The following is a 24,687-nucleotide window of genomic DNA, read 5'->3' on the forward strand; positions in this document are numbered from 1 at the left end:
TCTTCCCTGCTTATCGCCAATGTTCGGCTATCCACGGGGTGGGGCGGACGTGCTTATAAAGCTTTTTCCACGTTGCGTTTACCGGCCAGATGCCGTCGCGCGCTTCGTGGGGGTCGGGCTTGCCGTGGAAGGCCACGACTTTTGTGCCCGCCGGTAGTCGCGGTGCCATGAAAAATCGCAATGGCCAGATTGGCATAAGCGAGTGTTTGAAGCTCAGACACCACTCGCGGGGAAAGAATATCTGGTCGTGAGTGACATCGGAAATGTATTGCTGCTCAATCCGATAGCGCGAAAGAATGGCGTCGGGGTGGGCATTGAAGTCATCATAAATATAAGACATTTTCCCAGCTGGAAAACGATACACCGAGGTATTGCCAATTCTTTGGTTGAGCTGGGTCCAGTTCTGGGCGACGCAATAACGTCCCGGCATATAGTCGAAAAATTCGTCGATCGACCCGGTGATGACAACGTCGAGATCGAAAAAAAGCACATCCCCTTCGAGATCATAAAGCGGGTATTGCCATAGGGACAGCTTGCGCCAGGGTGTGGATGCCTCACGTGCCGGGAGGTTGATCGGCGGGAGTGGGGCGATCTTGATCCAGGGGTCAGCGCCCTCGGCGTCGTCGGTGAAACAAATCAGGCGGGTCTCACGCGTCGTATTCCGACGCACCATCGATGCCAGACGATTGAGGTAATCGATCCCGTATTTTGTTCCCCACTTCGTGCATATCACCGTTTGCATTTGTTGGCTTTTTGAACCTGCATTTCTAGATTTTTCGGGCGATTACGACGCTGAACCTACTCTGCGCCGGTGATGCTCGTGGTGGGAGTGAGCTGTGTACGGTCGATAAACTTTTTTTCCAGACGGGTTTTAAGCAGACTATCGTAGACGGCAAGTGTCGCACGCTGCATTTCGAACGTGGAAAACGCGTTTGTCACATGCGCGCGGGCGCGTCGGCCAATTTCGGCGCGGGCAGCCGCGTCGAGCGACAGCGCCTCCGTAAGCGCGGCTTCGTATGCCGGTATGTCTCCCGGGGGCACAAGCCAGCCCGTTCGGGCGCTCGCCGGAACACGCGGCGGTGCGAGCACTGTCTCAGGCGGAGCGCCGATATTCGTTGAAATTACGGGGCATTCCATGGCCTGAGCTTCGGCCGCGGCACGACCGAAGGCTTCTGGCTCGATCGAGGCAACGAAGGCCGTATGGGCTGCCGCGAATGCGGCGGGCATGTCATCGACGTGTCCAACGAGGCGGACGATATCGGCGACGCCGGCGGCTGCAATTTCCTGCAGGAGCATGTTGCGATAGTCGTCGCGGCCTTGCGCGTCTCCGGCGAGAATGAATATGCAATCGCTGAACTTGTTGCGGATGCGTGCGGCTGACGTGACGACGCCGCTCTGGCCTTTCCATCTCGTGAGCCGTGCGGCGTGCAATACGACGCGGTGCTGTTCCTCAACGCCCCATTGCTTGCGCAAGTTTCGGATGCGCGCAGATGAAATCGTTCCAGGATCGAAAGTGTCGAGGGCTACACCACGGTAAATGACGCGGATGCGCTCCTCGGGCGTTCTGTAGCGCTCTTTGACAATGTCCGCCGTATATCGCGAATTGGCGATGACAATGTCGCCGCGTGCCATGACGCTGTTGTAGAGCTTTTTGGCGCGGCTCTTTTCGTTATAGATGCCATGGTAGGTGGTGACGAACGGCAACTTCGCGCGACGTGCCGCCGCAAGCGCGCTCCATGCCGGAGCACGGCTGCGTGCATGGATCAAGTCGACCGCTTCCTTGCGCGCGATTTTTTCAATCACTGAAGCATTCGCAGCAAGCTTCATCGGGTTTTTCGTTGCTGCCGGAAATGCTACAAGCTCGCCACCGACCGCCGTTACGCGGTCAGCCATGCGGCCGCCCGCGCTAAGCACGATCGCGCGACCGCCACTTCTCACTATGGCCGCGGCGATCTCGATGGTCGAAAGCTCGGCGCCGCCCGTGTCGAGTTCGGGAATGATCTGCAATATGGTCGGGCGCTCTCGGCCCATGCGCGGCTCCAAATTCAACGGACGAGGTTGTTTAAAGTGACAGGCGAGGAACCGCAAACACTCATGGTTGGAGAAGGCAGTGCGAAGCGCGCTATCGCCTATCGTACAATGACATCCGCGAAGCCCGGTGCAACGGGCATTTTTTGGCTGTCCGGTTTTATGTCAGACATGGGCTCGACTAAGGCGATGGCCGTTGCAGAATGGGCGACCGCACGTGGACTTGGTGCTACACGGTTCGATTATTCGGGACACGGAGTCTCGGGGGGCGCGTTTGCCGAGGGTACGATCGGGCGCTGGCTCGAAGAAGCGAACGCCGTTTTCACGCAAGTCACGAGCGGGCCGCAGGTCATCATCGGCTCAAGCATGGGCGGCCATATCGCGCTGTTACTTGTCCGAAAGCTATTACGAGACCAGGTGTCGGAAGCGCAGAGAATTAAAGGGCTCGTCCTTATTGCACCGGCATGGGACATGACCGAGGAACTCATGTGGAAGCGCTTCGGCGACGATGTTCGTCGAACGATTTTGGAACGCGGATGCTATGAACAACCATCCGCATACGGATCACCATATCCGATCACGCGCGGATTGATAGAGGATGGGCGTAAGCACCTTCTCGCCCGCGAGCCGTTCGATCCAGAAATGCCTGTAGTCATCCTTCAGGGACTGCTGGACCCCGATGTTCCAGCAGATCACACCCGTGAACTCACACGTTTTTTGACGGGGGATCGCGTGAAGCTCATCGAGATTCCGGATGGTGAGCATCGATTGTCACGGCCGCAGGATCTCGCGTTGTTGTTCGATGCGGTCGGAGCGCTCGTCTAGCTATTTGCCGTCCTCGACGTTATCGGAGCGTTGTTGGAGGCCATCTGCGACTGCGTCCTCAAGTGCGCTGGGGCCGATTGCCTGGGCTGTCGCTTCGGGAACGACCCACATACGGTAGTCGTAGGTCGCAAGACCGTTATCGCACGAGAGGGTGCCTTCGCGCTTTTGGCAGCTCGTGTCGGCGGCGACAGTGTAGGCACCCCCCGACACGCCCCGGCTTTCTCCAACTTCGATTACTTCGATGCGGGTTGCCGGATTGAATGCGATATCGCGAAATGCGCAGCCGGATTTGCCGCTGCAGGAATCTCCGGTCATGGTTTCCGTCGTCTTCAGGGCCAGCGCTTCGGAACGGGGCATTTGTTTTGCCGGATCCATGAGACCGTTGGAGATCCAGCATTCCTGATCGAAGCAAATGATTGGGTCCGGTTTGACGTGGGCCTGCCCCGGACCATCATTATCAAGGACGATCAATACGGTGGCGCGTGCCTGCGGTTGGGGTATCGGTTTGGGTTCTTTGATCTCGATAATCGCCATCTGCGGCGAACCGTCGATCGGCGGCTCCGGTAGAACAGCTGGTTCAGTCACGTTGGGTTCGGGCGGGATGGATGCCTTGGGTAGTGTCGTCGCGACCGGCTGAATGATGAGCGCGGGCGCTGGTTGCGCGACTGCCAATAGTGGTTTCTGCCGGTCTTTCTTTTGTCGTTCATCTTCCTCGGCGCGGGCTCGGCGGAGCATGTCGATCTCGTAGTCGTGCCCCGGCGGACTCACGGATTTTACGATGGTCTTCCGCTCAATTCGCTTTGCGACTGGCGGCGGTTGAGGGGGTTGATCGGCTTCGTAAAATTTCTGTGCGATTGCTTGGGCGGGATCGATCGGATCGGCCTGACAGGCGGATGAGACGGGTATCCCTATTAGCAAAGCCAGCAAGATTATTCTGAGCTGCATCGGATTGTATTCCGCGCAAAGGTTGGCATGGCCCACACCGCCTCCCGGAGGCAATTTATGAGCATAACGGTGCGGCATTCAGGCGGAATGGCGGAGAACGTGTGACGACTAAAGAAAAAACGCTGTCTAGGACTGGGCGATTGCCTTCAGGCCCTCGAAGTAGGTGGGATAGGCAAGCTTGATCCCGAGTTCGTTCTTCATGCGTGCGTTCGAAACTTTCTTGCTCTCGGCATAGAAGCTGCGCGCCATGGGCGACAGGCTGGCGTCGGTCGGGTCGGTCGCGGGCGGACACGGAACGCCGAGAATCTCGGCTCCGTATGCAATGACATCCTGCGGCGGGGCGGGAAGATCATCAGTAACGTTGAAGATGTTAACGCCTCCTCCGGTGTGCTGGAAAGCGGCTCCTGTCGCGGTCGCGATATCTTCTACATGCACACGATTGGTGACTTGTCCCGGCTTGAAGATACGGCGGGCCTTCCCCGCCCGGAGTTGATCGATGGCGCTGCGGCCCGGGCCGTAGATTCCGGGAAGGCGAAGTATGACGAGCGCTTTGCCGTTTGCGCGCGCGAGTTCGGTCCAGCCTTGCTCAGCTTTGAGCCTGCGCATTCCACGTTCTGTGACCGGCTGCGGAACCGTTTTCTCGTCGACCCACTCGCCTTTTGAATCTCCGTAGACGCTGACGGATGAGTAATAGCCAATCCACTCTATCGACGGGCTTAAGGCAATGTCTGCGCCATAAATATTGAGCGCCGGATCTCCATCGCCATCGGGCGGGATTGAAATAAGTACGTGAGTTGCGCTGCGAAGGGCCTCGGCTACTGTGCCGTCATGGGTGCCGCCATCAAAGACGAAGGCTTGGTAGCCGTCGCGCCGTATTGTCGAAGCATTGTCGTTCGTCGTGGCGGTGCCGGAGATCGTCCATCCTTGTTCTTTGAGCCGGCTCGACAGGACGCCTGCACAGTAACCGAGACCAAAGCAGAACAGATGTTTCATAAGGCATGTCCTTCGATCGGCAGAGCCCATTCGTGCGCGACTTTAGGATCGCATTCGCTCGGTTCGTATGCGGTTTTTAGCGCGTCGAACTCGTCGTCGGTCATGAGGCGTTTTGCCGACCATACGGCCATGGCGCGGACCAGAGGGGAGCCGTCAGATAGGAGCGTCTGAATAGTTGACAACAGCGAACGGTCGCCAGAGTTTCCTGCCGCTATGAGTGCGTTGCGCACGATACGGTTACGGCCGGTCCGCTTGATCGGAGTGCCGGCGAAGCGCTCGCGAAAGGCAGCATCGTCGAGCGCTAAAAGCTCAGCGAGCGGTGGATTATCGGTTGCCGACTTCGCGGCAAAGCGATGCTCGGTGGCTGCGGCAGCGAATTTATTCCAGGGGCAGATGGCGAGGCAGTCGTCGCAGCCGAAGACGCGGTTTCCCATCGCAACGCGAAATTCAGGTGCGATATGGCCTTTGTGCTCGATTGACAGGTAGGCGATGCAGCGGCGGGCGTCGAGTTGATACGGAACCGGGAACGCTTTCGTCGGGCAAATGTCGAGACAGCGGCTGCATGAGCCGCAATGATCGCTTTCGGCTCTATCCGGCTCCATTTCCGCGGTCGTCAGGATGGCGCCGAGGAATAGCCACGAGCCGTGCTCGCGCGACACGAGATTGGTATGTTTGCCTTGCCAGCCAATCCCGGCCGTGGCTGCAAGCGGCTTTTCCATCAGCGGCGCAGTATCGACGAAGACCTTGACGTCGGCACCGGATTTCGCCGCGAAGATGCGCGCCAGTGCTTTGATCTTTTTCTTGACGACGTCGTGATAGTCGCGGCCCTTTGCGTAGACAGAAATGACGCCGCGTTCCGCTTGCTCCAACGCCTCTAGCGGATTTGACGATGGTGCATAGGATTGACCCACCATGATGGCTGTTCGGGCTTCCGGCCAAAGGCGCCGCGGATCGCCGCGCCGATCGGCGTTCTCTTCCATCCACTCCATATCGCCGTGACGGCCGTTTTTCAGAAAATAGTCGAGCCTGGCGGCAAGCTCATGGGAAGATCCCAAACGCGCGATGCCGATAGCGTCGAGACCAAGCTTCCGCGCTTCCTTGCGAAGCATCTCATTGAGATCGACGTTTGTGGCGACGGCTTCAAACACCATACTTGGGGCAACGTTCAAAAATCGAGGTCCGAATAGGCGACGGATGGCGATGATCCGGGCACCCGATCCGCAAGGAGGGCGCGAAACGACGGCCGCGACTTGATCCTTTGATACCAGGTCTTGACTGCCGGATATTCATTCCAAGGCACTTCGCCCAAATAGTCTACCGTCGAGATATGGGCCGCTGCGGCAAAATCGGCAAAACTCAAATCGTCGCCCGCGAGCCAGTGGCGCGCGTCTGCGAGATACCCCGTATACGCAAGATGGTAGCGAAGATTGGCGCGTACCGCCCGTAGAATAGCGGGATCCGGCGCCTGACCGCCCGAGGGCTGCATGGTCTGGTAAACCTTTTCGTTCAACAGTTCCCGTGTCACCTCGCGGTCGAACTTGCCGTGATACCAGTCGACCAGCCGCCGCACCTCTGCACGGTCTTCGCGGTTGCCGGGAAAGAGCGGAAGCGGCCGTGCCGACATAACCGTGGTTTCGGGCACGGGTTCTTCTGCAATAAATTCAGATATCGAATAAGCGCCACAGAGCGTCAGTCCGTTGTCATATTCGAGGACGGGCATCTCGCCCGCGGGGTTTTTTGCGAGAAAACCCTTTCGCCACTCCCACGGATTTTCATCGAGCAGGGCGACCTCAATTCCATACTCGGCGAGCGCCAAGCGTATCGAGCGCGAGCGGGGGCAAAGACGGTATTGAGTCAGGCGCGGGGGCATTTGGCCTCGTCGGTGGCAAGGCAAGAACTATACATTCGGCATAGGCCGATTCGAAGGCGGCCGCGCCAAAAGCGCTTCTATGTCCTTCCCACGAATTCTGCTAACCCTCTCGCGCTCAATGGCCTGAGGGAGACTGTTCATGCACGCGTGGGAAGCCGTCTTTCTCGGCCTGATCGAGGGGTTGACCGAATATCTGCCGGTCTCATCGACGGCGCACCTTCTGCTCACGGAAAAGTTGCTCGGGGTCAGTTCGACCGGAAACACGTTCGAGGTTCTTATTCAGCTCGGCGCGATTCTGGCACTTTTGACCGTCTATGCGGGCCGGCTTTGGCATCTCGCGCGGGATTTTCCGAGAGACGCGCGAACGCGGCGTTTCGTATTTTCTGTTCTGCTCGCCTTCCTTCCGGCAGCGGTCATCGGGGTTGCAGCGCATAAGGTCATCAAGGACTATCTATTCGAGTCTCCATTCATCATTTGCGTAGCGCTCATTGTTGGCGGGATCGTGCTTCTGTTTGTTGACCGGCTGCCGCTAAGGCCGCGTTATCATGACGTCATGGACATTCCACCGCTTAGGGCGCTGGGAATAGGATTCTGCCAATGTTTGGCGATGATTCCCGGTGTCTCGCGTTCCGGGTCGTCGATTGTGGGCGCAATGTTTCTCGGTACCGATAAGCGCACAGGTGCTGAGTTTTCATTCTTCCTTGCAATGCCGACGATGGCGGGCGCGTTCGCCTACGATCTTTATAAGAACTGGTCGCTGCTCTCACCCGACGATGTGCACCTTATCATCCTGGGGTTCATCGCTGCGTTCATAACGGGCGTCATCGTGGTGCGTTATGCCCTCGATTTCATTTCACGACGCGGCCTGTCATTTTTCGGCTGGTGGCGATTGCTCGTCGGCGGGATCGGACTCGGGGCGCTCGCGGTTCTTCATTAATTCCCGCGAAACGCGGCTTAGCGGCGTTTCCCACTAAGCCGCGTGCGAAGCGAGGGGTTTTGTCAGAACCAACCGAAGCTCGTCCACGCTCTCGGCGCTGCGAAGACTCTCGATCGTTGCCGGATCACGCACGAGCCGCGAAATACGTGCGAGGGCTTTCAAATGGTCGCCGCCGGCATGTTCCGGCGCGAGGAGGAAAAATAGCAAATCGACCGGCTCGCCATCGTGGCTGTCGAACGGAACCGCCCGTTCAAGACGTGCGAAGAGGCACGTGATCGCGTTGACCGGCGGCAGCTTGACGTGCGGGATCGCAACGCCGCGGCCGAGTCCGGTCGAACTCAAGCGTTCGCGTTGTAAGAGAGCGGCATAGATTTCTTGCGCAGGTGCGCCGGTCGCCGATTCCGCCTTAGCGGCTAAAGCCTGAAGTGCGTGCTTTTTATCTTCTGCCTTCAGCCGCGGAATAATTCCGTCCGGGGCGAGCATGTCATCAATATCCATTCAAGCTCCATCGTGATCAATAGCGCAATCCCATACCGCACTGACGACGTGCCCCCATGGCCGTCAGTGCCGTCTTCCAGAGATGCGAATTTGTCCCTCAGTCCACGTGGTTCGAAACTGTAGCACTATTAGATTTCATTGCGGTTGAAAGCTCCGCATCTATCCATCCGATATGCCCATCATTACGCCGATAGACTACGTTCAGTCCCCCGTGGGCCGCATTCTTAAAAATCATGAAAGCAGCTTCTGACAGGTCGAGCTGCATCACCGCTTCGCTCACCGTCATATGGCCAATATTCCGCTGGCCCTCAGCGATAATAAGCGGATTCGCGCCGTCATGCTCGGATTGATCGTCATCTCCCAGGCTCACGACGTAATCGCGGGCTTCGGTGTCAGCCTTGCGGCGAGCGGCAGCCGAGGCCGACGAATGATGCTTGATTCGACTTTTGTAGCGCCGGACGCGCGTTTCCAAACGGTGGGCGGCCGAATCGACGCTGCTATAGGCGTCGCCGCCTTCTCCGTGGGCTTCGAGCAAAAGACCGCTTGTCAGGCGCACCGAGCACGATGTTTTGAACTGTCCGCGCTCACGTTCGAGCCGGACGTGTCCATCGGGCACGCGTTCGAGATATTTCTGTAACACAGTGTGTATCTTGTCGCTGGCGTAAGTTTGGAATGCGTCGCCTGCGTCGAGATTTTTACCGGTAATCTGGATGGTCATGGATGTGTCTGCTCTGCATTCACCGAGACTATGCGAATCGGCTCCCGGGCTTTTGCGTGGCCGTGGCGCCTTCTCAACTGAGCTACCTTCGCAAGCGGGTGTGACCGCCACAAGCCTAGATTTTAGGTAAGCGTTAGGCCCGAATGTTGCCAGGTGTCAAATCACGCTTCGAAAACAATTGTAACCGAAATATCTTTTATTATCAAAATCTTACGAATTCTTTCAGGGCATGCCTCCAAGTCTTTCTACAAGCCTCTTGTCCCGTCGCCTCTGAACAGATGAAGGAATACGCATGGCCTCGCGATATTTCGCGACTGTTCGCCGCGCGATGTCTATGCCTTCGCCTTTCAGCCGGTCAACGAGTTGGTCGTCGGAGAGTACGGCGTCGGCGTGTTCGGCATCGATCAGCTGTTTGATGCGATGGCGCACGGCCTCGGAGGAATGCGCTTCGCCGTCGGCGGCCGAAGCGATTGCGGAGGTGAAGAAGTATTTGAGTTCGTAGATGCCGCGCGGCGTGGCGATGTATTTGTTGGAGGTCACGCGCGAGACAGTCGACTCGTGCATCGAGATTGCGTCGGCTATGGCTTTGAGATTCAGCGGCCGCAGGTGCTGCACCCCGTACATGAAAAAGCTGTCCTGCTGGCGCACGATCTGTTCGGCGACCTTAAGAATCGTGCGGGCACGCTGATCGAGGCTTTTAACAAGCCAATTTGCCGTCTGAAGGCAATCGAACAGATAACCCTTGTCTTTCTCGTTGCTCGCCGATTTGGCTATGCGCGTGTAATAGGTCCGGTTGACGAGAACGCGCGGCAGGGTATCGCTGTTGAGTTCGACGTGCCAGCCGCCGTCGGATGCCGCGCGCACGATCACGTCCGGCACGACCGGCTGGAGTTGCACGGAGCCAAATTTCAGGCCGGGCTTCGGGTTGAGGCGCTTCATCTCGCGGATCATGTCGGCGAGTTCGTCCATGTCGACGCCGACGGCCTTTTTCAGAGCTGCGAGATTGCGATTTGCGAGAAGGTCGAGGTTCGCGAGAAGTTGCGCCATCAGCGGATCGTAGCGGTTCTGATCCTTGAGCTGCAGCGCGAGGCATTCGGCGAGGGATCGCGCGAAAATCCCAGGCGGGTCGAATGTTTGCAGCTTGCCGAGAACGCTTTCGACCAGTTCCAACGGAGCGCCGAGTTTTTCGGAGAGCGGTTCGAGGTTCGGCGGGATATATCCCGCCTCGTCGACGAGATCGATGAGGTATTGCCCGACTATCCGTTCGATTGGATCGGTTACGGTCAACGGCAATTGTGCGCCGAGGTGCTCACGCAGCGAAATCTGATTGGCGACGTAATCTTCAAGGTCGCTGTCGTCGTCGCCGCCATTATGCATGCGTTGCGTGACGTTTGCCCAGCCGAGTCCAGAAAGTGCCGGTCCGCCCATAGGTTCGCCCGTGCCGGGCTCCTGAAAGACGTTGCCGAAATCAGCATCGAGACCGCCGGTATGATCCTGCACCGGTTGCCTGAGATCGAGCCATCTGTCGTCATCAGAGGTCGGTTGGCTTTCGGTATGCTCGGCTAACGGATCATCGGACGGTTTTCCACTCTCGCCCTGTTCCTCCCGCTCAAGCAGCGGATTGCGCTCAAGCTCGGCGTCGACGAATTCCGTTAATTCGAGGTTAGAGAGCTGCAGGAGCCGGATGGCCTGTTGCAGCTGGGGTGTCATCACCAGCTGCTGGCCCTGTCTCAGCTCGAGTTTGGCCGAAAGCGCCATAACGCTAACCTGCTGCTCCGTAGGCTAATTCCTGCGGACAGCTATACTCAACGCGCGTTAACGAACATATCGCCAAGGTAGACCCGCCGCACATCTTCGTTCGATATGATTTCCGAAGGTTTGCCCTGTGTCAGAACCTGACCTTCGTAAATGATATAAGCGCGGTCGATGAGACTTAATGTTTCGCGAACATTATGATCCGTGATCAGGACGCCAATGCCGCGTTCCGTCAGATGCCGAACCAACTGTTGGATGTCTCCGACCGCAATAGGGTCGATACCGGCAAATGGTTCGTCCAGCAACATAAAGGATGGGCGCGAGGCAAGTGCCCGGGCGATTTCACACCGCCGCCGTTCGCCACCAGAGAGCGCAAGCGCTGGCGATTTTCTGAGCCGCGTGATCGAAAATTCCTCAAGCAGGCTGTCGAGCTGCTCGCGCCGAGCCTTCCGGTTGGGTTCGATCAACTCCAGGACCGCCATGATGTTCTGTTCGACGGTCAGGCCGCGGAAGATCGAAGCTTCTTGAGGAAGATATCCGACGCCGAGTCTCGCACGCTGGTACATCGGCAGTCTGGTAACGTTTTCGCCATCAATGGTGATGCGTCCGTCGTCGGCGGCGACGAGGCCCGTAATCATGTAGAAGACGGTTGTTTTGCCGGCGCCGTTGGGGCCTAGCAGGCCAACCGATTCTCCGCGTCCGACCGCAAGGCTGACGCCTTTGACGACCATCCGCTTGCGATAGGATTTCTTGACGTCGTAGGCGGTGAGCCAACCTTCCGCGCCGATGGCATGAGGGTCTTCGTCTGCAGGTGTGGTCTGGGGCGCGTGTCCGTTCATGCGCGCGTGACCATTCACGGTTCCTTGCGCGGACGGGGCGGCCTTCGATCTGAGGCGGATTGGAAGAGCTTTGAACACCTGTCGCCTCTCCACGCAACGTACGTCACAGATCCGGAATTGGTCTCAAGTCGCGCTCAAGGTCAAGGCGACGAACGGACCTGCCAACCGTCAATTCCGCTCTTTTCGGCCGCTTCTTTGGCCTTCTTTCCGAGTTGATTTGGATAAAAGACCGCCGTCGGGCGATCCGCCTTGATCATTTGTCCGTTGCTGCTGATGCCGCTTGCCGAGACCATCGACCCATCGCTCGACGTTGTCGCAGGTTCGGTCTTGATCGTGGCTTGGCCTGTCGTCATGTCGATCAACAGCTTGGTACCTCTGACGACATTCTTGCCTTGAGTCAGTACAACGGTACCGCCAAGTGTCGCCAGATTCGTTTTGACGTTCACCTCTGCCCAATCGCCCGTCGCCTTCTGGCCGTCGCTCGAAACGATGGAGACGTTTTTCTTCGCGTGAATATGGGTCAACGACGCACCGGTGTCCTTCGATTTGTCGTCAGGGCCGTCGAGACCGGCATGGCCAGTATAGTAGGCAGTCATCTCGGCCGAGCGGATCGTGAACTTCCCTTGCACGGTGACGACATCGCCGGTGAAAAGCGCTGTCTTGGCATTATCATCGACGTCTAGTCTGTCGGACGTCACGTCATACGGCGCGTTGGGATCAGTCTTGAAAGCCGGTCCGAAAGGAATTCCGTCAGCTGAGCCGGCTTGATCCTCATCGGACGGCTTCGTCGACTGCTTCGGTTTGACGAAATGCGCCGTGATCCTTCCGGCTGACGTATCGGTCGGCGCGGTCAGATGCATTTTACTCATTGCGCGATTGTAAACCAAACGGCGTCCTTTAAGAATGTTCTTCCCTTGCGTGACGACTACGGGGCCAGTGAGGATCATCGTCTGGTCGGCCTCGTGGTATTCGGCGTGATCTCCGACGGCTTTCTTGTCATCGCCTTGTGTCAAGATCACATCGCCGTCGAGCATGGCGACCTGGGTGGCGGAATCGAACGTTGCCGTGCGGCTCGTTGCTTTCTCGCCTGACGGCTGGGTCAGCGTGACCGAATCCCGCGCGAAAATCTGCTTTACCTTTGTGCCGTCGTCATTGGTCGCCGGTTGCGGAGCATTTTTCTTGCTGCCGCTCTGCGGCGCAACGGAGCCTTCGTAGGTGACGGTCATTTCGGGGGATTGCAACGTCGAGCCCGCCTGATTTGCGATCACATTGCCGGTGAAAAGCGCGACGTTCTTATTGTCGTCCACATCAAGGCGATTGGAGGTAACATCGACGGGCTCGCCCGGTTTTCCGAATGGGAGTCCGTCAGTTTTATCCTTCGGGCCCGAGGCCGTTTCCTTCGGCTTAATATGGGTCTTCACATCGTCGACGAAGGTGTACTGCTTCGTTTTCTGATGAATGGTCAACTGGTTCGATGTGATCCGCCCCGCACCCATCAAAATCGTAGATGGCTGATCCGACGTGATGAGCCCTTCCTTAGTTTTGACCGTTGCGTGCGTGAGCGTTGCGTTCAGTCCGCCGTCGCCTGTCACGTGGATCGAATCATAAAGCTCAAGGATGTTGGCCTTATTGTCGAATAGGCCGCGCGCCGCGACGAGGTGCGTTTTCTGTTTTTTGACATCGATCAAATCGCCGGTGATGCCATCGAGGTGCACCAGATTGAGCGACTTCAAATCCTGCTGCGCCGTTTCGGCCTTAACCCAATAATGTCCGCCATCGGACTGGAACCCCTCGTAGTGGGGATTTTTCATCTTTAGATTTTCAGCGATGATTTGCGGGATTTGCAGATTCGCTATGCTTGGGCCCATGCCAGCGTCATTCAGAACTGTCATGACGAAGACGACAAGGGTTGACAGCGCCAAGAGAGGGAGGGCGACCTTCAGAAGCCGGACGTTTCGGGAATGACGATGCGCCATACGGCGGCTCGCCGTGCGGTCGGCAGCGAATACAATGCCGCTGTTGGATGCACGTCCACGGCCGCCCGTAACGGTGCTGTCAGAAGTGGCAGCCATGGCGACCCATCAAAGCTTGTTCCCCCCAAAATATCGCCCCAATGTCGGCGGCAAATGGGGAGACTTTGGGACGTTTCCCGATCCGATCGGCAAAATCGCTTCTCAAGCGTGTCCAGCCTGCCGCGAAATGGTGCTAGTGGGCGAATATGTCATCGTCTTCGAAGCCGAGGAGATCGAGCCGGGCGCGCGTGGGGAGGAATTCGAACGCGGTTTGGGCGAGGTCCTGGCGGCCAACTCGGGCAAGCATTTCGTCAAGCTTTGCCTTAATTGCGTGGAGATGCAGGACGTCATTGGCAGCATAGGCTTTCTGGCTGTCCGAAAGCTCGGTGGCGCCCCAATCGCTGCTTTGTTGCTGTTTCGACAACTCGACGCCTAAAAGCTCGCCAGCAAGGTCTTTCAGGCCGTGCCGATCGGTGTAGGTGCGTGCGAGTTTCGATGCGATCTTGGTGCAATAGATCGGGCTCGTCCTGACGCCGAGGTAGTGATCGAGAACCGCGATATCAAAACGTGCAAAATGGAAAATCTTCAGGATTTTCGGGTCCGAAAGCAGGGCTTTCAGCCGTGGCGCGTCGTAATTCTTGCCGTCGAACTTGACGAGATGCGCGGTGCCGTCACCGCCGGAGAGCTGGACAACACAGAGGCGATCGCGATGTGGCTTCAGTCCGAGCGTTTCGGTGTCGATCGCGATGCCACTTGGAAAAGACAATCCCGCGGGCAGGTCGTTTGCGTGCAACTTGATTTTGGGTGTGGTCATGAGAGCGTTCCCCGTCGAGCAGCGGGCCTGATAGCAGGACAGGCCTGACGTGCTTGGGTTTAACGGTTCTGTCAAGCCGATGCTTTGCGGTGCTAACCTCTTAATCTTACGTGATGATTGGAGTGTGTGCTCTTGCGGAAGCATGCTCCAGCCACATGCAAGGCGAAGCTGAAACAGTCATCGCGACCCAATTTCAGGCCGGATGGCGATGAAAGTTCTTTTGATCGGACATGGTTATGTCGGCGCATACCTGCGTCCGATCTTGATTCGGGCTGGCCTCGATGTTTCCGTTTGCGATCAAAGCGTCGAGCGGCTGGCCGGTGTCGAGAACGCCATGCGATGCCGGTATCAAGAGTTGACCATCGCGGATCTCGCTGACTTTAGCGTCATTCTTTGGTTTGCAGGCCATTCGAGCGTGCCGATGTCGCTCCGCGATCCGGACGGCGCGCTCGCGAACAACTGCCTCGATCTTTTGCATTTCGCGCGGCGTAAGCCGCTCAATGCCCGCCTCATCTACGCGAGTACCGCAAGCGTGTATTCGGTTCTCTCGGATCAGGATACGGTGCCGCCAGCGCTGGATGAGTCCGAGACGCGTCTCGATCCGATGAATCCCTATGACTGCTCCAAGATTTCAATCGATGCGCTGGCGCGCTGTTTCGCTAATGCGATTACCGGGCTTCGGCTCGGCACGGTGTGCGGCTTGAGCCCGCAACTCCGGCCGGAGCTTGTGTTCAATGCCATGAACCTCGCCGCCATGCGCGACGGCTATGTCCAGGTGAGCAACCGGCATTCGCACCGAAACCTGCTGTTCCTCGAAGACCTTGCGCACTATGTGCTGAAGCTTGTCGAGCTAAACGCGGATTTGCCGCCGATTTTGAATACCGGATCGCTCAACATCAGCATCGGGGAACTCGCGGACGCAATCGGGGCGTTTCATGGCGTGCCGGTGATCGACAAGGGAAATTCCACGACATATTCGTTTCGGATGAACTGCGGAAAGATCCAAAGTTTATGCGGCGCACCTCCGCATGTTTCGATCCCGAAGCGCTGCGCGCGCTTTCGCGACGCGTATGGGCCTCTCCTTAGAGCCGCATCATGATGGCGGTTTGCGCTCCACAGACAACGTGCGTCGTGTGCGATGCCGAGGTTTTGCCGCTGCTCGATCTCGACGTCCAGCCACCTGCAAATCTGTTGCTGAAGGATGTGAGCGAGCCGCAGGACGCATTTCCTTTAGGTCTCAGCGTCTGTCCGTCATGTACGCACGGACAGCTGACGCATTTCGTCGATCCCGCGCGATTGTTCAAACATTACCTTTACGCCAGCGGCACGAGTGGCACGCTGAAAGCCTATTTCGATTGGTTTGCCGATGCACTTGCGGCGGGTGGTCGTCGCGGCGCGCGGGTGCTCGAAATCGCGTCGAACGATGGCAGCTTGCTGGCATCGCTCGAAGCACGCGGCTTTGATGCGATGGGCGTCGATCCCGCTGAAAATCTCAATCGCATAGCGACTGCGGCTGGTCGTAAGGTTCTCACCGGCTTCTTCCCGGACGTCCGTCCGGCCGAGCCCGTCGATTTTATCATTGCGATGAACGTTGCGGCGCATACGCCAAATCCGGCAGCATTCATGCGCGGCGTAAGAGACTGTTTGGCGGCCGGTGGTGTCGCGATCATCCAGACGAGCCAGGCGCTCATGATCGCCAATGGCGAATTCGATACGGTCTATCACGAGCACTACTCGTTCTTCACAGTTGCTTCGATGACAAGGCTCGCCGAAGCATGCGGACTGCGGGTCGATGAAACACGTCTCGTGTCGGTCCATGGTGTCAGCTCGATGTTTTTCATTCGGCGCGCCGAGGATGATGCCGCGCCCCTGCCGTTTGCCGGGGGAGAGCCGTTTGCGGTGGACTGGCCAGCGCCGACGCCGCCATTTCTGCAGAAGTCTCTATCGGGTGCGGCTGCGCTAGACGCTTACCGGTCTTTTGCCAGCGGAGCGAAGCAGGCCATGCAATCGGCCGCGTCTCTTGTGTCGGAGCATCAGGCTGCGGGGCGCCGCGTGGCGCTCGTAGGGGTCGCAGCCAAAGCGCTGACGTTCATTCGCGCCGCGGGTATCCACCCCGACATGTACATCGACGAGGCCGCGCTCAAGGTCGGACTGATGGTGCCGGGCACGCAACAACGCATCGAGCCGTTGCAAAAAGCGGCGGGCATGGCGGAAAACACGACGTTCCTGATTGGAGCGTGGAACTTTGCCGAAGAGCTGATGCGAAAGATCAAGGGGCTGAATACATCTTCAAGCCCAAAATTCGTCATGTATTTTCCGAAGCTGACCGAGATCGGATAAGGTCAAGATGGTTCAAAGGGTCGTCATCTCGCATTTCTTCAACGAGGCTTATCTGCTGCCGTGGTGGCTGAAGCATCATCGGGAGATTTTCGATCATGGCGTGCTGATCGATTATGCTTCGACGGACGAGTCGGTTGCGATCTGCAAGGAGCTGGTTCCGCATTGGGAGGTCGTGCCGTCGGAAAACGCTTCGTTCGCGGCGATCCTGTGCGACTTCGAAGTGATGAAGCATGAATCGCGTTTTCCCAATGCTTGGAAGCTCGCACTCAATACGACCGAGTTTTTTGTGGCTCCAGGTCTCGAAAAGATGGAGCGACTTCTCGTCCAGCACGATTTGACGGGCGTCCGGCTTCCGGGCGCGGTGATGGTCGACATAGATCCCAATACGCCGCCCGATCCGGCGAGATCGCTTGTCGAGCAGAAGTCCGCCGGTATTTGGGAAAACGAGATCGACTTCAAGGGGCTCGCGATTCCGGGCCTGACGTTTCCGACGCGCAGCCGCTTCTATCATCGCTATGCCATCGGCGCGTACACGCCTGGGCGGCACTCCTCGCAATTGCCGCGCCAGTGCAACGGCAGCCGCGACCTCGGCTCGATCCGCTGGTATGGGTTCAGCCCATGGTGCAACGCCTTCAAGGCGCGGAAGCTGCAAATTTCGGATCGGCGCGACACGTTCGATGTCAAGAACGGGTTCGGCGCCCAGCATCAGGCAGACGTTGCCGAGCTCGATCGCCGTTGGTCGAAGCTCACGTCACTCAGCAGCGTTCTGAAAGAAGCGGCTTGAGCCCTCTTTATGCGTGTTGCGGCAGAGTCGTGGCGGCGATCGCGTCGCGCAACATTTTTGCCTGATCGCGTTTCGAGAAAATCGCGAACGCCTTTTGCTCGATCGCTTGTCTGCGCGGTTCGTCTTGCAAGAGAGAGACGCAGGCTTGGACGACATCTTTGTATGGTACGGTCACCATCGCCCTTCGGATATCGTCGTCTATTTCTGTGTCGGGTCCACACTCGCTGACCACGGCTTTGCCATTTGCAAGGAGATATGACGTGCGCACGATCTCGTGGATGCTGTCTTCGTAGAAGTGCATGTTGAGGACGATCTTGGCGTCGGCGATTGCCGCGTCGCGCTCGTCTCCGTAAACGCTGAAAAGGTGCTTCACCTTCAGGCCCGCTTGGTGCAAGCCCTTCAAAATCGCCGAACGGCGATCGTTGAGGCTGCCGTAGAAGAGAACATCCGTCGTTTGTTCGGACGATATCCGGCGGGTCATTTCGGGCGTGTATCCGATGCCGAAGTGGCTGACGTTCGGATTGCGCATCAGGCTTTTGATCTGCTCGATGTTGCGCGGGCTGTAGTCCCATACGGCTAGCCTGCGCAGGAGGCCGTTATAAATTGGCCGGGCGGCGACGTTGAAGCCGCGTAGCTGCTCGAGGTTGACGATCACGGTGTTCGGCGGCAGGCGATCGGCGCTTTCTTGTGAGCCGATAAGATGCGCGCCGAATACGAGGTTGATTCCTTCGAGACCGACTTCGTTTTTTCGGACATGAACGTCGATGCCGAGCGTACGCAGGGCGCTTTCGAAGCTCGAAGCCAGGTCGCTGAAGGCGGCTGTGTGCGGGTTATCTGCGGGTTCGATGGTGATCAGGTTGACGCGCTTCCATGCTGGTGGGATGTCGGCGCTCTTTTGCTCTTCGACGCGTGCGAGGTCGGCGAGATTTGGAATACCCGGGTCCGCCGGCCGGATATCGGGAAGTGCGAAGCTCGATGCTTGTGCGGTAATGCGGAGTTTGCGCTCTAACTCCGGCGCGCTATCGGTGTGCAAAGCGAGAGCCGTGCTGAATGCCTGCGCGGCGTCGTCCGGCTGATTGAGCGCGACGAACATATCGCCGAGCAATTCCCAGTCGGCCGCCGAATTGTAGCCGAGCCCAACGGCCTTCGCTTTTGCCTTGCACGCGAATTCGATATTGTCCAACGCCAGCATCACTGTCGCCAACGCTTCGTGTGCGTCGGCGGAAAGGGGATCTTTCAGAATCGCGCGAGCAAGCAGGTCCGCCGCGGCGTTGAGTTGGCCCATTTTCGCGTTTTGCAAGCCGAGCTGCAAAAGATCATCCGAGGAGGCGTCGGCTATTGGTGGTGTCGCTCTTTCGGATTGACCGTTGCCGGAATGTTCCGCTCTGCCCGGAGGAACCTCTGCGGATCGTGCTTGGAGCGGCATCTTCTCCTCCGGCAATCAGGGTGCAACGGCGCCGGACCGGATAATGCCCTCAAGGCATGGGGGCGCGCGTAATGCCTCGCATTTATCCGTTCAACCGTGTGCGAGGCTGGCGCGTGGGCGCGCAACCGGTTCAGCGGGCGTTCCAAGCCGGTGGAGATGCGCTTACCGCTGCTCGGTCGTGATCGCCTGGGCGACGTCAGGAGAGCGGGATTTCGGCAAGTCTTCTGCCAAAGCGGCGCGCTTTTTGCGCGGACGGACAGCAGGGGTCGGAAGCTTAATCAGAACGGGCTCTCCGAGATACGGCTTGCGATCCGAGCGATGCGGTGGCGGCGTCAAATCGCGTTGTGCAAGACGTTCCTTTACCGGCTTCGACGCCGTGACGTTTTTGCGTGTCGGAGCGGACGGCTTATGGTGCTCTTCCAGTGTGGCGGTGCCCGACTCACCGTCGTCGCGTTGCCAGAAGATTCTTTTGCCGTCCCGCTGAATGGCCAGGCAGTGCTGCTCACCGCTAAACCAGCGGAACCAGCGGTAGCAAACGCGATCGTTTGAAAGCCAATAGCGGCCACGGTCTTTTCGAGAGCCTAGATAGGATGCGAGCTGGCCCGCGTCGCCGGACATCAAACCGTTATCATCGAAGCGGATCGGAACGACCATGCCCAAAGGCGTATCCAATTTCAGGACGGATCCCGGCAATGTCGTCTTGATTGCGGCGCCAGTCAGTTGGACCGGTTCGGCCATAGCTGCTGAGGCGTGGAGCAGAAAAGATGCGATTGCAACAGAATACAGCTTAGTACGCACGATTATGTCCCCGGATCCCTGCCGCTACTTTCAGGAGAAGTGTGGCACCATCAAGGTTAGCAATTGTTTATTAAGCGTTCCCTCGCGATCGTCGGCATTCCTGGTAGTCCGGACTGAATAGAAGTCGACGAGTGTGCTCTTTGCGACGATTGTGCGGCGAAGCGAAAAGGTGCTGGGCGAGACGATGCGACGATTTCCTGCTCAGCGGTTGGTATGCCTTACAGAAGAGACGGTCGAAACGCTTTATCTGCTCGGCGAACAGCACCGCATCGCGGGTGTTTCAGGCTATGCGGTTCGACCTCCCGAGGTTCGCCGAGAAAAGCCGCGCGTCTCTACGTTTACGTCGGCGGACGTGCCGAAGATCGTTGCCTTGGAGCCCGATCTCGTTTTTGCGTTCTCGGACATACAGGCATCGATCGCATCTGATCTTGCCCGCGCGGGTCTCGCTGTCCATGTCTTCAATCAGCGCGACCTCGCCGGTATCTTCGCGATGATCCGGACCGTCGGTGCGCTAACCGGTTGCCAAGAGAAAGCGGAAGATCTCGCACGTTCGTTCGAGACTCGGATCGATAAAATTCGCGATGAGACGCGCGCACGAAAATTTCGGCCACGCATCTACTTCGAAGAGTGGGACGACCCGCTCATTACGGGCCTGTGCTGGGTGTCAGAATTGATCGAGGCCGCTGGCGGTGACGATATCTTCCCCGAGAAGCGCCTCGAAGCCGCCGCCAAGGGCCGCATCGTTTCGTCCAACGATGTGGTGGCACGAGCGCCCGAGATTATTCTGGCGTCGTGGTGCGGTAAGAAGGTACGGCCCGAGAAGATCCGGGCGCGCGAGGGGTGGCAGGATATTCCGGCTGTTGCCGCCAATCGAATCTACGAGATTAAATCTCCGATCATTCTGCAGCCTGGGCCGGCGGCGCTGACAGACGGCCTCGATGCAATCCGTGCGGCGATCGGCTGAACCTCCATCGACGAGGCGCGCGCCAGGATGCATCCGGAGCGGCGACAGCAGGTTTTCCGGCCGGCTAACTCTGCGCCAAACGTTATTGCATGTGGTCATGCATCATCTTGGAATCGTCCATTTTCATGCCGCCATCTGAGGTGTCCGAGCTATTCATTGCGCCGATCGGCTCGACCTTGAAATCGACTGCCACCGAGCCGGCTTTCTGGAAGATTAAGGAGCCCTTGACGTCCGGTCCTTTGACGATCGGCTTCTTCAGTCCGAAAAACATCAGGTGATAGGAACTCGGGGCGAACTTTACGGTGGCGCCGGGCTTGATCTCGACGCCTTCCGGAAGATGACGCATCTTCATCGTATTCCCGTCCATTGTCATTTGGTGGATTTCGACGCGGTCTGCGCCCTGGAAGGTTCCCCCGGTAATGCGATCGGGTTCTGTTCCGTTATTCGTGATGGTCAGATAGCCAGCGCCGACGGTCGCGCCGCCCGGCGTCGCACGGGTCCACGGATGTGAGATCACCAGATCGTCTTTCTTGAAGTCCTGAGCGAACGTCGCCGGCGACATCACAAGCAGCGAAGCAATGGCGAGCATCGATAGTTTCATGTTTTCTCTCCACTAGGTAAATGGCTTGAGCGGTCGAAGGATCGGTGAGTAGCAGCACTTCGACGATCGCCGATCAATGGCGCGAATGTTCACACGGCGAACATCGGACGACGGACTCCTCTGCTGCTCTCGCTTCATGTCAACTTTCGGGAAGGCCCGCGTTTCGGAGACCTTCGGCGAACAGCGCGAGATGCTCCGGGCGGTGGATTGGAAGCCAATCCGTAAGATTGGAAATGCGAAGCGTGGGATCCAGCTGGCGGAGCTGATGCATTGCTTGCCGAGCTTCATCGGTTCGCCCGGATAACGCACGCGTCGCGGCGACGAGGGCAACGACCATCAGGAATGTCGGCAAATTCGTGTAGGCTTGTTCCGCCCAGACCGACGCTGCATCGATGCGCCCAGCAAAGAGATGCGCCATCGCGGTGCCGGCCTGCATGCGGTAAAGCTCGGGGTCGACGGGCGACAATCGCATCGCGTGTTTGAAATGCTCGATGGCGCTGTCGGGTTCACCGTGCCACGTTCTCAAAAAGCCGCTGAGGAACCAGGCTGATGCCAGATTCGGGTTCAAGAAGACGGCCCGGTCGAGAAGTGCTATTCCGCTATCTAAATCGCCGGTGAGGTGAGCCAGCGCGTGGCCGCCTCGCGTCAGCGCCACAGCATCGTCTCTGCCCAGTTCCACGGCACGGCGCGCCAATTGCGCGGCTTCGGTTGTCTCCTTCGCGATATCAGTGCTCCAGCCGTTCACTCTGCGCCAGAAATAGCACCATGCTGTCATTGCTTGTGCGGCGGCAAACTCCGGATCGAGCTCGGTGCTTCTGTGAAACAGCGGCAACGCTTCTTGGACCGACTCCTTTGTCCCGCGATGCATATGTGCGAGACCTCGGAGATAGCAGTCGTAGGCATTGAGGCTGGCGGTGGGCTTACTTTTTGCGCGTTCGATTTCCGCCAATTCCACCTGTGGCGCAATCGCTCCCGCCACGCTGGCTGCGATATGATCCTGGAGCTCGAAGATATCATCGAGCTTGCCTTCGAAACGCTCTGCCCAAAGGTGGGCGGCACCGCCTGCCTCTATAAGCTGCCCGGTTATGCGGATGCGGTCACCGGCCTTACGTACGCTGCCTTCCAGCAGATAGCCGACGCCGAGTTCTTCGCTCACCTGCTTTATGTCTACCGGGCGGTCCCGGTATCTAAAACTTGAATTACGAGCGATGACAAATAGCCAGCGGACCCGCGACAAGGCCGTGATGATTTCTTCGACCACGCCATCGGCGAAGTATGCTTGTTCCGGATCGCCGCTGAGGTTCTGAAAGGGCAGCACGGCGATGGATGGCTTGTTCGTGCCATTGACCGCGCGACTGGGACCGGCTGCGGGGTATCCGGAGATCGCATTCGCGGAGTCGTCGCGGACGTGCGCCTCTTTGACGGCGCCCACGAAGCGGAATCCCTTGCGAGGCACGGTGCGAACCAGATGTTGTTCGTTTCCGTTGTCACCAACGACTTTGCGGACAGCATTGATGTGACTTGTCAAAGTCGATTCCGAGACAACCCGTCCGCCCCAAACGGCATCGAAGATGTCGTCCTTGCTGACCACCCGATCACGGTTCTGGATAAGGTAGAGAAGCAGGTCGAAGACTTGGGGGCCAACAGTAACGGTCTCCGAGGCACGCGTAAGCTCGCGCCGTTCGCGGTCAAGGACGCAATCTGCGAAAAGAAATTGCACGTATCAGCGCTCCGTCTCGTCCAAGTCCAAGATTGCGGTTCGGCCGAGAGAACCTCGATAGCATACCTTTCTGGAATTAGGGGCCGGGAGCACCAATCGCAGCGGTTGGACGTAAATCCAAGGTAAATTCAAGCGTTTTTCAATATCCCGGCAAAGCCTTTCCAGCACGCGTAAGCCACTCTCCATTGCGGAGACGCCAGACAAGCCCGGCGTCATGTTTGGAGATAGTTGACATGAAAATCGTCGTTATCGGAGGCACGGGCCTTATCGGGTCGAAGCTGGTTGGGCTGCTGCGGGGCAAGGGCCATGAGGTCGTGGCAGCGTCGCCGAATTCTGGGGTCAACACGATCACGCGGGAGGGTTTGGCCGAGGCGTTGTCCGGAGCCGATATCGTCGTCGACGTAGCCAATTCGCCGTCGTTCGAAGACAAGGCCGTGTTGGAATTCTTCGAGACGTCCGGTCGCAACCTTCTTGCCGCCGAAGCCGCCGCGGGCGTCGGTCACCATGTGGCCTTATCGGTCGTCGGCGCCGATCGCCTGCCGGAAAGCGGATATCTTCGCGCCAAGGTCGCGCAGGAAACATTGATAAAGGCTTCGAAAATCCCTTTCACAATTCTGCGGTCGACGCAATTTTTCGAGTTTGTCGGTGCAATCGTCGAGTCCTCGGCGCGGGGCAATGAGATCCATGTGTCTCCGGCTTTGCTACAACCGGTTGGCTCCGACGATGTTGTGACGGCACTCGCCAAGCTTTCGTTGGGTAAGCCGGTCAACGGCATTGTCGAGGTGGGCGGGCCCGAAAAAATTCCGTTGGACGGAATTGCGCGGACATACCTCGCCGCCAAGCGAGATTCTCGCCGTGTCGTCGCCGATGTGCATGCCCGATATTTCGGTACCGAACTCAACGACAAGTCGCTTACGGCGAGCGACAATTCTCTCGTGGGATCCATTCGATTTGAGGATTGGCTCAACCAGTCGCCGGTCGCGGCATGATCGTGGCTTGCTCGTTCGGACAGCTGTGCATCCATGGGAGGTAATTGATTATGCTCAAGGCATTTTGTCTGGCCGTAGCTGTAGTGCTCGGCATCGCCGCGATAGCTAACGGCGTCTTCATGCTCGTTTCACCGGAAGGCTGGTATTTTGCCGTTCCAGGCGTGACGACGACCGGTCTTTTCAACCAGCATTTCGTGCGCGATATCGGATTGATCTTTTTGTTGCTTGGCTGCGCCTTCCTGATCGGCACGGTAAGATCGGACTTGCGGATTGTGTTCTGGGGCGTTCCTTCGATCTGGTTGGCCGGACATGCGCTTTTTCACTTCTGGGAGGTTGCCGTCGGCATCTGTTCTGCGTCGGTAATTCCGCGAGACTTTCCTGCAGTCACGTTGCCGGCGATCATTGGCATCGCGCTGACGTTTTGGGCAATCGCCCAGGCGCGAGGCGTGGTCGGCGAAACGCCGGCGGAGAGCGCTCTGTCGTGACACGAATGTGCAAACGATGCGATCGCTCTTTCGACGGCCACGGACATTGAAGTTGAGAAGCGGCTCGCCACCGTCAATGAGCTGCGTCTCTCACGAACATGAGCGAGGTGCTTCTCGCTCCTTAAGCTCGCGAGGAATCGGCGGAATCGCCGACCCGCGGGCTCCAGCGACGCAATGCGGCTCAACGGCGGCGGTAGCGCGGAAACCGACTTCTTCTGCGAAAAGGATTCGCCGATGTAAATGTTGTCGGCGTTTTCCGGGAGCTTGCGAGAACGTCACCAGCGGGAAGTCGACCTACCGGCTTCAGGGACTTGTCTCGCCGTCACATGGTGCCCAGAAGAGGACT

Annotated in this window: 24 protein-coding genes; 8 read left to right on the forward strand and 16 right to left on the reverse strand. The window is 58.1% G+C overall.

The window, feature by feature from the left end; genetic code table 11:
* Window positions 1-10: 10 nt before the first annotated feature.
* Together VHB22_RS01085 and VHB22_RS01090 are read right to left on the reverse strand one after the other, a co-directional pair.
* Complete coding sequence (locus VHB22_RS01085; protein ID WP_325455094.1) at window positions 11-742, reverse strand: hypothetical protein; 732 nt, start codon at window positions 740-742, stop codon at window positions 11-13.
* A gap of 56 nt (window positions 743-798) precedes the next feature.
* Complete coding sequence (locus tag VHB22_RS01090; RefSeq protein WP_325455095.1) at window positions 799-2,031, reverse strand: glycosyltransferase family 4 protein; 1,233 nt, start codon at window positions 2,029-2,031, stop codon at window positions 799-801.
* Window positions 2,032-2,094: 63 nt separating this feature from the next.
* On the opposite strand from VHB22_RS01090, the gene VHB22_RS01095 reads away from it, so the two are divergent.
* Window positions 2,095-2,853, forward strand: coding sequence for an alpha/beta hydrolase (locus tag VHB22_RS01095; protein ID WP_325455119.1), 759 nt, complete (start codon window positions 2,095-2,097; stop codon window positions 2,851-2,853).
* Here the strand turns inward: VHB22_RS01095 and VHB22_RS01100 are convergent, their stop codons facing one another.
* The 4 genes from VHB22_RS01100 to VHB22_RS01115 form a co-directional block, all read right to left on the reverse strand.
* Window positions 2,854-3,798, reverse strand: a complete 945-nt coding sequence (locus VHB22_RS01100) for a hypothetical protein (protein WP_325455096.1) — start codon at window positions 3,796-3,798, stop codon at window positions 2,854-2,856.
* Between the two features lie 126 nt (window positions 3,799-3,924).
* The gene (locus tag VHB22_RS01105; RefSeq protein WP_325455097.1) at window positions 3,925-4,791 is read right to left on the reverse strand and encodes an SDR family oxidoreductase; all 867 of its coding nucleotides are present in this window, start codon (window positions 4,789-4,791) and stop codon (window positions 3,925-3,927) included.
* Window positions 4,788-5,942, reverse strand: a complete 1,155-nt coding sequence (gene queG / locus VHB22_RS01110) for a tRNA epoxyqueuosine(34) reductase QueG (protein ID WP_414652690.1) — start codon at window positions 5,940-5,942, stop codon at window positions 4,788-4,790. The genes VHB22_RS01105 and queG overlap by 4 nt, the downstream gene beginning before the upstream one ends.
* 14 nt (window positions 5,943-5,956) lie before the next feature.
* The gene (locus VHB22_RS01115; protein WP_325455098.1) at window positions 5,957-6,661 is read right to left on the reverse strand and encodes a glutathione S-transferase family protein; all 705 of its coding nucleotides are present in this window, start codon (window positions 6,659-6,661) and stop codon (window positions 5,957-5,959) included.
* A 139-nt stretch (window positions 6,662-6,800) separates the two neighbouring features.
* On the opposite strand from VHB22_RS01115, the gene VHB22_RS01120 reads away from it, so the two are divergent.
* Window positions 6,801-7,598 carry an undecaprenyl-diphosphate phosphatase gene (locus VHB22_RS01120; protein WP_325455099.1) on the forward strand — a complete coding sequence of 266 codons (798 nt, stop codon included), beginning with the start codon at window positions 6,801-6,803 and terminating at the stop codon, window positions 7,596-7,598.
* 33 nt (window positions 7,599-7,631) lie between these two features.
* On the opposite strand, the gene VHB22_RS01125 is transcribed toward VHB22_RS01120, so the two are convergent.
* From VHB22_RS01125 to VHB22_RS01150, 6 genes are all read right to left on the reverse strand, one after another.
* Window positions 7,632-8,096: a PTS sugar transporter subunit IIA gene (locus VHB22_RS01125; RefSeq protein WP_325455100.1), complete on the reverse strand. Its 465-nt coding sequence runs from the start codon at window positions 8,094-8,096 to the stop codon at window positions 7,632-7,634.
* A 97-nt stretch (window positions 8,097-8,193) separates the two neighbouring features.
* Entirely contained in the window at window positions 8,194-8,814 is a 621-nt protein-coding gene (gene hpf, locus VHB22_RS01130) for a ribosome hibernation-promoting factor, HPF/YfiA family (RefSeq protein ID WP_325455101.1), read from the reverse strand.
* A gap of 222 nt (window positions 8,815-9,036) precedes the next feature.
* A complete protein-coding gene (gene rpoN / locus VHB22_RS01135; RefSeq protein WP_325455102.1) occupies window positions 9,037-10,572 on the reverse strand; it encodes an RNA polymerase factor sigma-54 in 1,536 nt (511 codons plus the stop codon).
* Between the two features lie 47 nt (window positions 10,573-10,619).
* Entirely contained in the window at window positions 10,620-11,486 is an 867-nt protein-coding gene (gene lptB / locus VHB22_RS01140) for an LPS export ABC transporter ATP-binding protein (protein ID WP_325455103.1), read from the reverse strand.
* A gap of 62 nt (window positions 11,487-11,548) precedes the next feature.
* A complete protein-coding gene (gene lptC / locus VHB22_RS01145; protein ID WP_325455104.1) occupies window positions 11,549-13,480 on the reverse strand; it encodes an LPS export ABC transporter periplasmic protein LptC in 1,932 nt (643 codons plus the stop codon).
* 133 nt (window positions 13,481-13,613) lie between these two features.
* Complete coding sequence (locus VHB22_RS01150) at window positions 13,614-14,234, reverse strand: ribonuclease D (protein ID WP_325455105.1); 621 nt, start codon at window positions 14,232-14,234, stop codon at window positions 13,614-13,616.
* A gap of 208 nt (window positions 14,235-14,442) precedes the next feature.
* Between VHB22_RS01150 and VHB22_RS01155 the strand changes: the two genes are divergently transcribed.
* The 3 genes from VHB22_RS01155 to VHB22_RS01165 are packed head-to-tail and all read left to right on the forward strand — an operon-like array spanning window position 14,443 to window position 17,358.
* A complete protein-coding gene (locus VHB22_RS01155; RefSeq protein WP_325455106.1) occupies window positions 14,443-15,333 on the forward strand; it encodes an NAD(P)-dependent oxidoreductase in 891 nt (296 codons plus the stop codon).
* A complete protein-coding gene (locus VHB22_RS01160) occupies window positions 15,330-16,574 on the forward strand; it encodes a class I SAM-dependent methyltransferase (RefSeq protein ID WP_325455107.1) in 1,245 nt (414 codons plus the stop codon). Before VHB22_RS01155 ends, VHB22_RS01160 begins: the two co-directional genes overlap by 4 nt.
* Before the next feature lie 7 nt (window positions 16,575-16,581).
* On the forward strand, window positions 16,582-17,358 hold the full coding sequence (locus VHB22_RS01165) for a glycosyltransferase family 2 protein (RefSeq protein ID WP_325455108.1): 777 nt from the start codon (window positions 16,582-16,584) through the stop codon (window positions 17,356-17,358).
* A 7-nt stretch (window positions 17,359-17,365) separates the two neighbouring features.
* On the opposite strand, the gene VHB22_RS01170 is transcribed toward VHB22_RS01165, so the two are convergent.
* Together VHB22_RS01170 and VHB22_RS01175 are read right to left on the reverse strand one after the other, a co-directional pair.
* Window positions 17,366-18,784 (reverse strand): tetratricopeptide repeat protein, encoded by a 1,419-nt coding sequence (locus tag VHB22_RS01170; RefSeq protein WP_325455109.1) that lies wholly within the window; start codon window positions 18,782-18,784, stop codon window positions 17,366-17,368.
* Window positions 18,785-18,946: 162 nt separating this feature from the next.
* Window positions 18,947-19,582, reverse strand: coding sequence for a hypothetical protein (locus tag VHB22_RS01175; protein ID WP_325455110.1), 636 nt, complete (start codon window positions 19,580-19,582; stop codon window positions 18,947-18,949).
* A 184-nt stretch (window positions 19,583-19,766) separates the two neighbouring features.
* Between VHB22_RS01175 and VHB22_RS01180 the strand changes: the two genes are divergently transcribed.
* Window positions 19,767-20,546 (forward strand): cobalamin-binding protein, encoded by a 780-nt coding sequence (locus VHB22_RS01180; protein ID WP_325455121.1) that lies wholly within the window; start codon window positions 19,767-19,769, stop codon window positions 20,544-20,546.
* 82 nt (window positions 20,547-20,628) lie between these two features.
* Here VHB22_RS01180 and VHB22_RS01185 read toward each other — a convergent pair whose 3' ends face one another.
* Both VHB22_RS01185 and VHB22_RS01190 read right to left on the reverse strand, forming a co-directional pair.
* A complete protein-coding gene (locus tag VHB22_RS01185; protein ID WP_325455111.1) occupies window positions 20,629-21,147 on the reverse strand; it encodes a copper chaperone PCu(A)C in 519 nt (172 codons plus the stop codon).
* Between the two features lie 139 nt (window positions 21,148-21,286).
* Window positions 21,287-22,867, reverse strand: a complete 1,581-nt coding sequence (locus VHB22_RS01190) for a winged helix-turn-helix domain-containing tetratricopeptide repeat protein (protein ID WP_325455112.1) — start codon at window positions 22,865-22,867, stop codon at window positions 21,287-21,289.
* A 233-nt stretch (window positions 22,868-23,100) separates the two neighbouring features.
* Between VHB22_RS01190 and VHB22_RS01195 the strand changes: the two genes are divergently transcribed.
* On the forward strand, window positions 23,101-23,856 hold the full coding sequence (locus VHB22_RS01195) for an SDR family oxidoreductase (RefSeq protein WP_325455113.1): 756 nt from the start codon (window positions 23,101-23,103) through the stop codon (window positions 23,854-23,856).
* Between the two features lie 50 nt (window positions 23,857-23,906).
* Window positions 23,907-24,341, forward strand: coding sequence for a hypothetical protein (locus VHB22_RS01200; protein ID WP_325455114.1), 435 nt, complete (start codon window positions 23,907-23,909; stop codon window positions 24,339-24,341).
* Window positions 24,342-24,687 lie beyond the last annotated feature (346 nt).

The sequence above is a fragment of the Hyphomicrobium sp. genome, assembly GCF_035548195.1.
Classification (GTDB): Bacteria; Pseudomonadota; Alphaproteobacteria; order Rhizobiales; family Hyphomicrobiaceae; genus Hyphomicrobium_B.

What these genes read in the sequence shown, in the direction of transcription:
- hpf (WP_325455101.1), bottom strand. Translation starts at nt 8,814, where the DNA reads ATGACCATCCAGATTACCGGTAAAAATCTCGACGCAGGCGACGCATTC.
- VHB22_RS01200 (WP_325455114.1), top strand. Translation starts at nt 23,907, where the DNA reads ATGCTCAAGGCATTTTGTCTGGCCGTAGCTGTAGTGCTCGGCATCGCC.
- VHB22_RS01155 (WP_325455106.1), top strand. Translation starts at nt 14,443, where the DNA reads ATGAAAGTTCTTTTGATCGGACATGGTTATGTCGGCGCATACCTGCGT.
- VHB22_RS01115 (WP_325455098.1), bottom strand. Translation starts at nt 6,661, where the DNA reads ATGCCCCCGCGCCTGACTCAATACCGTCTTTGCCCCCGCTCGCGCTCG.
- VHB22_RS01105 (WP_325455097.1), bottom strand. Translation starts at nt 4,791, where the DNA reads ATGAAACATCTGTTCTGCTTTGGTCTCGGTTACTGTGCAGGCGTCCTG.
- VHB22_RS01165 (WP_325455108.1), top strand. Translation starts at nt 16,582, where the DNA reads ATGGTTCAAAGGGTCGTCATCTCGCATTTCTTCAACGAGGCTTATCTG.
- rpoN (WP_325455102.1), bottom strand. Translation starts at nt 10,572, where the DNA reads ATGGCGCTTTCGGCCAAACTCGAGCTGAGACAGGGCCAGCAGCTGGTG.
- VHB22_RS01085 (WP_325455094.1), bottom strand. Translation starts at nt 742, where the DNA reads ATGCAAACGGTGATATGCACGAAGTGGGGAACAAAATACGGGATCGAT.
- VHB22_RS01160 (WP_325455107.1), top strand. Translation starts at nt 15,330, where the DNA reads ATGATGGCGGTTTGCGCTCCACAGACAACGTGCGTCGTGTGCGATGCC.
- VHB22_RS01125 (WP_325455100.1), bottom strand. Translation starts at nt 8,096, where the DNA reads ATGGATATTGATGACATGCTCGCCCCGGACGGAATTATTCCGCGGCTG.
- VHB22_RS01120 (WP_325455099.1), top strand. Translation starts at nt 6,801, where the DNA reads ATGCACGCGTGGGAAGCCGTCTTTCTCGGCCTGATCGAGGGGTTGACC.
- VHB22_RS01095 (WP_325455119.1), top strand. Translation starts at nt 2,095, where the DNA reads ATGGTTGGAGAAGGCAGTGCGAAGCGCGCTATCGCCTATCGTACAATG.
- VHB22_RS01100 (WP_325455096.1), bottom strand. Translation starts at nt 3,798, where the DNA reads ATGCAGCTCAGAATAATCTTGCTGGCTTTGCTAATAGGGATACCCGTC.
- queG (WP_414652690.1), bottom strand. Translation starts at nt 5,942, where the DNA reads ATGGTGTTTGAAGCCGTCGCCACAAACGTCGATCTCAATGAGATGCTT.
- VHB22_RS01180 (WP_325455121.1), top strand. Translation starts at nt 19,767, where the DNA reads ATGCGACGATTTCCTGCTCAGCGGTTGGTATGCCTTACAGAAGAGACG.
- VHB22_RS01090 (WP_325455095.1), bottom strand. Translation starts at nt 2,031, where the DNA reads ATGGGCCGAGAGCGCCCGACCATATTGCAGATCATTCCCGAACTCGAC.
- VHB22_RS01195 (WP_325455113.1), top strand. Translation starts at nt 23,101, where the DNA reads ATGAAAATCGTCGTTATCGGAGGCACGGGCCTTATCGGGTCGAAGCTG.
- VHB22_RS01150 (WP_325455105.1), bottom strand. Translation starts at nt 14,234, where the DNA reads ATGACCACACCCAAAATCAAGTTGCACGCAAACGACCTGCCCGCGGGA.
- VHB22_RS01170 (WP_325455109.1), bottom strand. Translation starts at nt 18,784, where the DNA reads ATGCCGCTCCAAGCACGATCCGCAGAGGTTCCTCCGGGCAGAGCGGAA.
- lptC (WP_325455104.1), bottom strand. Translation starts at nt 13,480, where the DNA reads ATGGCTGCCACTTCTGACAGCACCGTTACGGGCGGCCGTGGACGTGCA.
- VHB22_RS01185 (WP_325455111.1), bottom strand. Translation starts at nt 21,147, where the DNA reads ATGAAACTATCGATGCTCGCCATTGCTTCGCTGCTTGTGATGTCGCCG.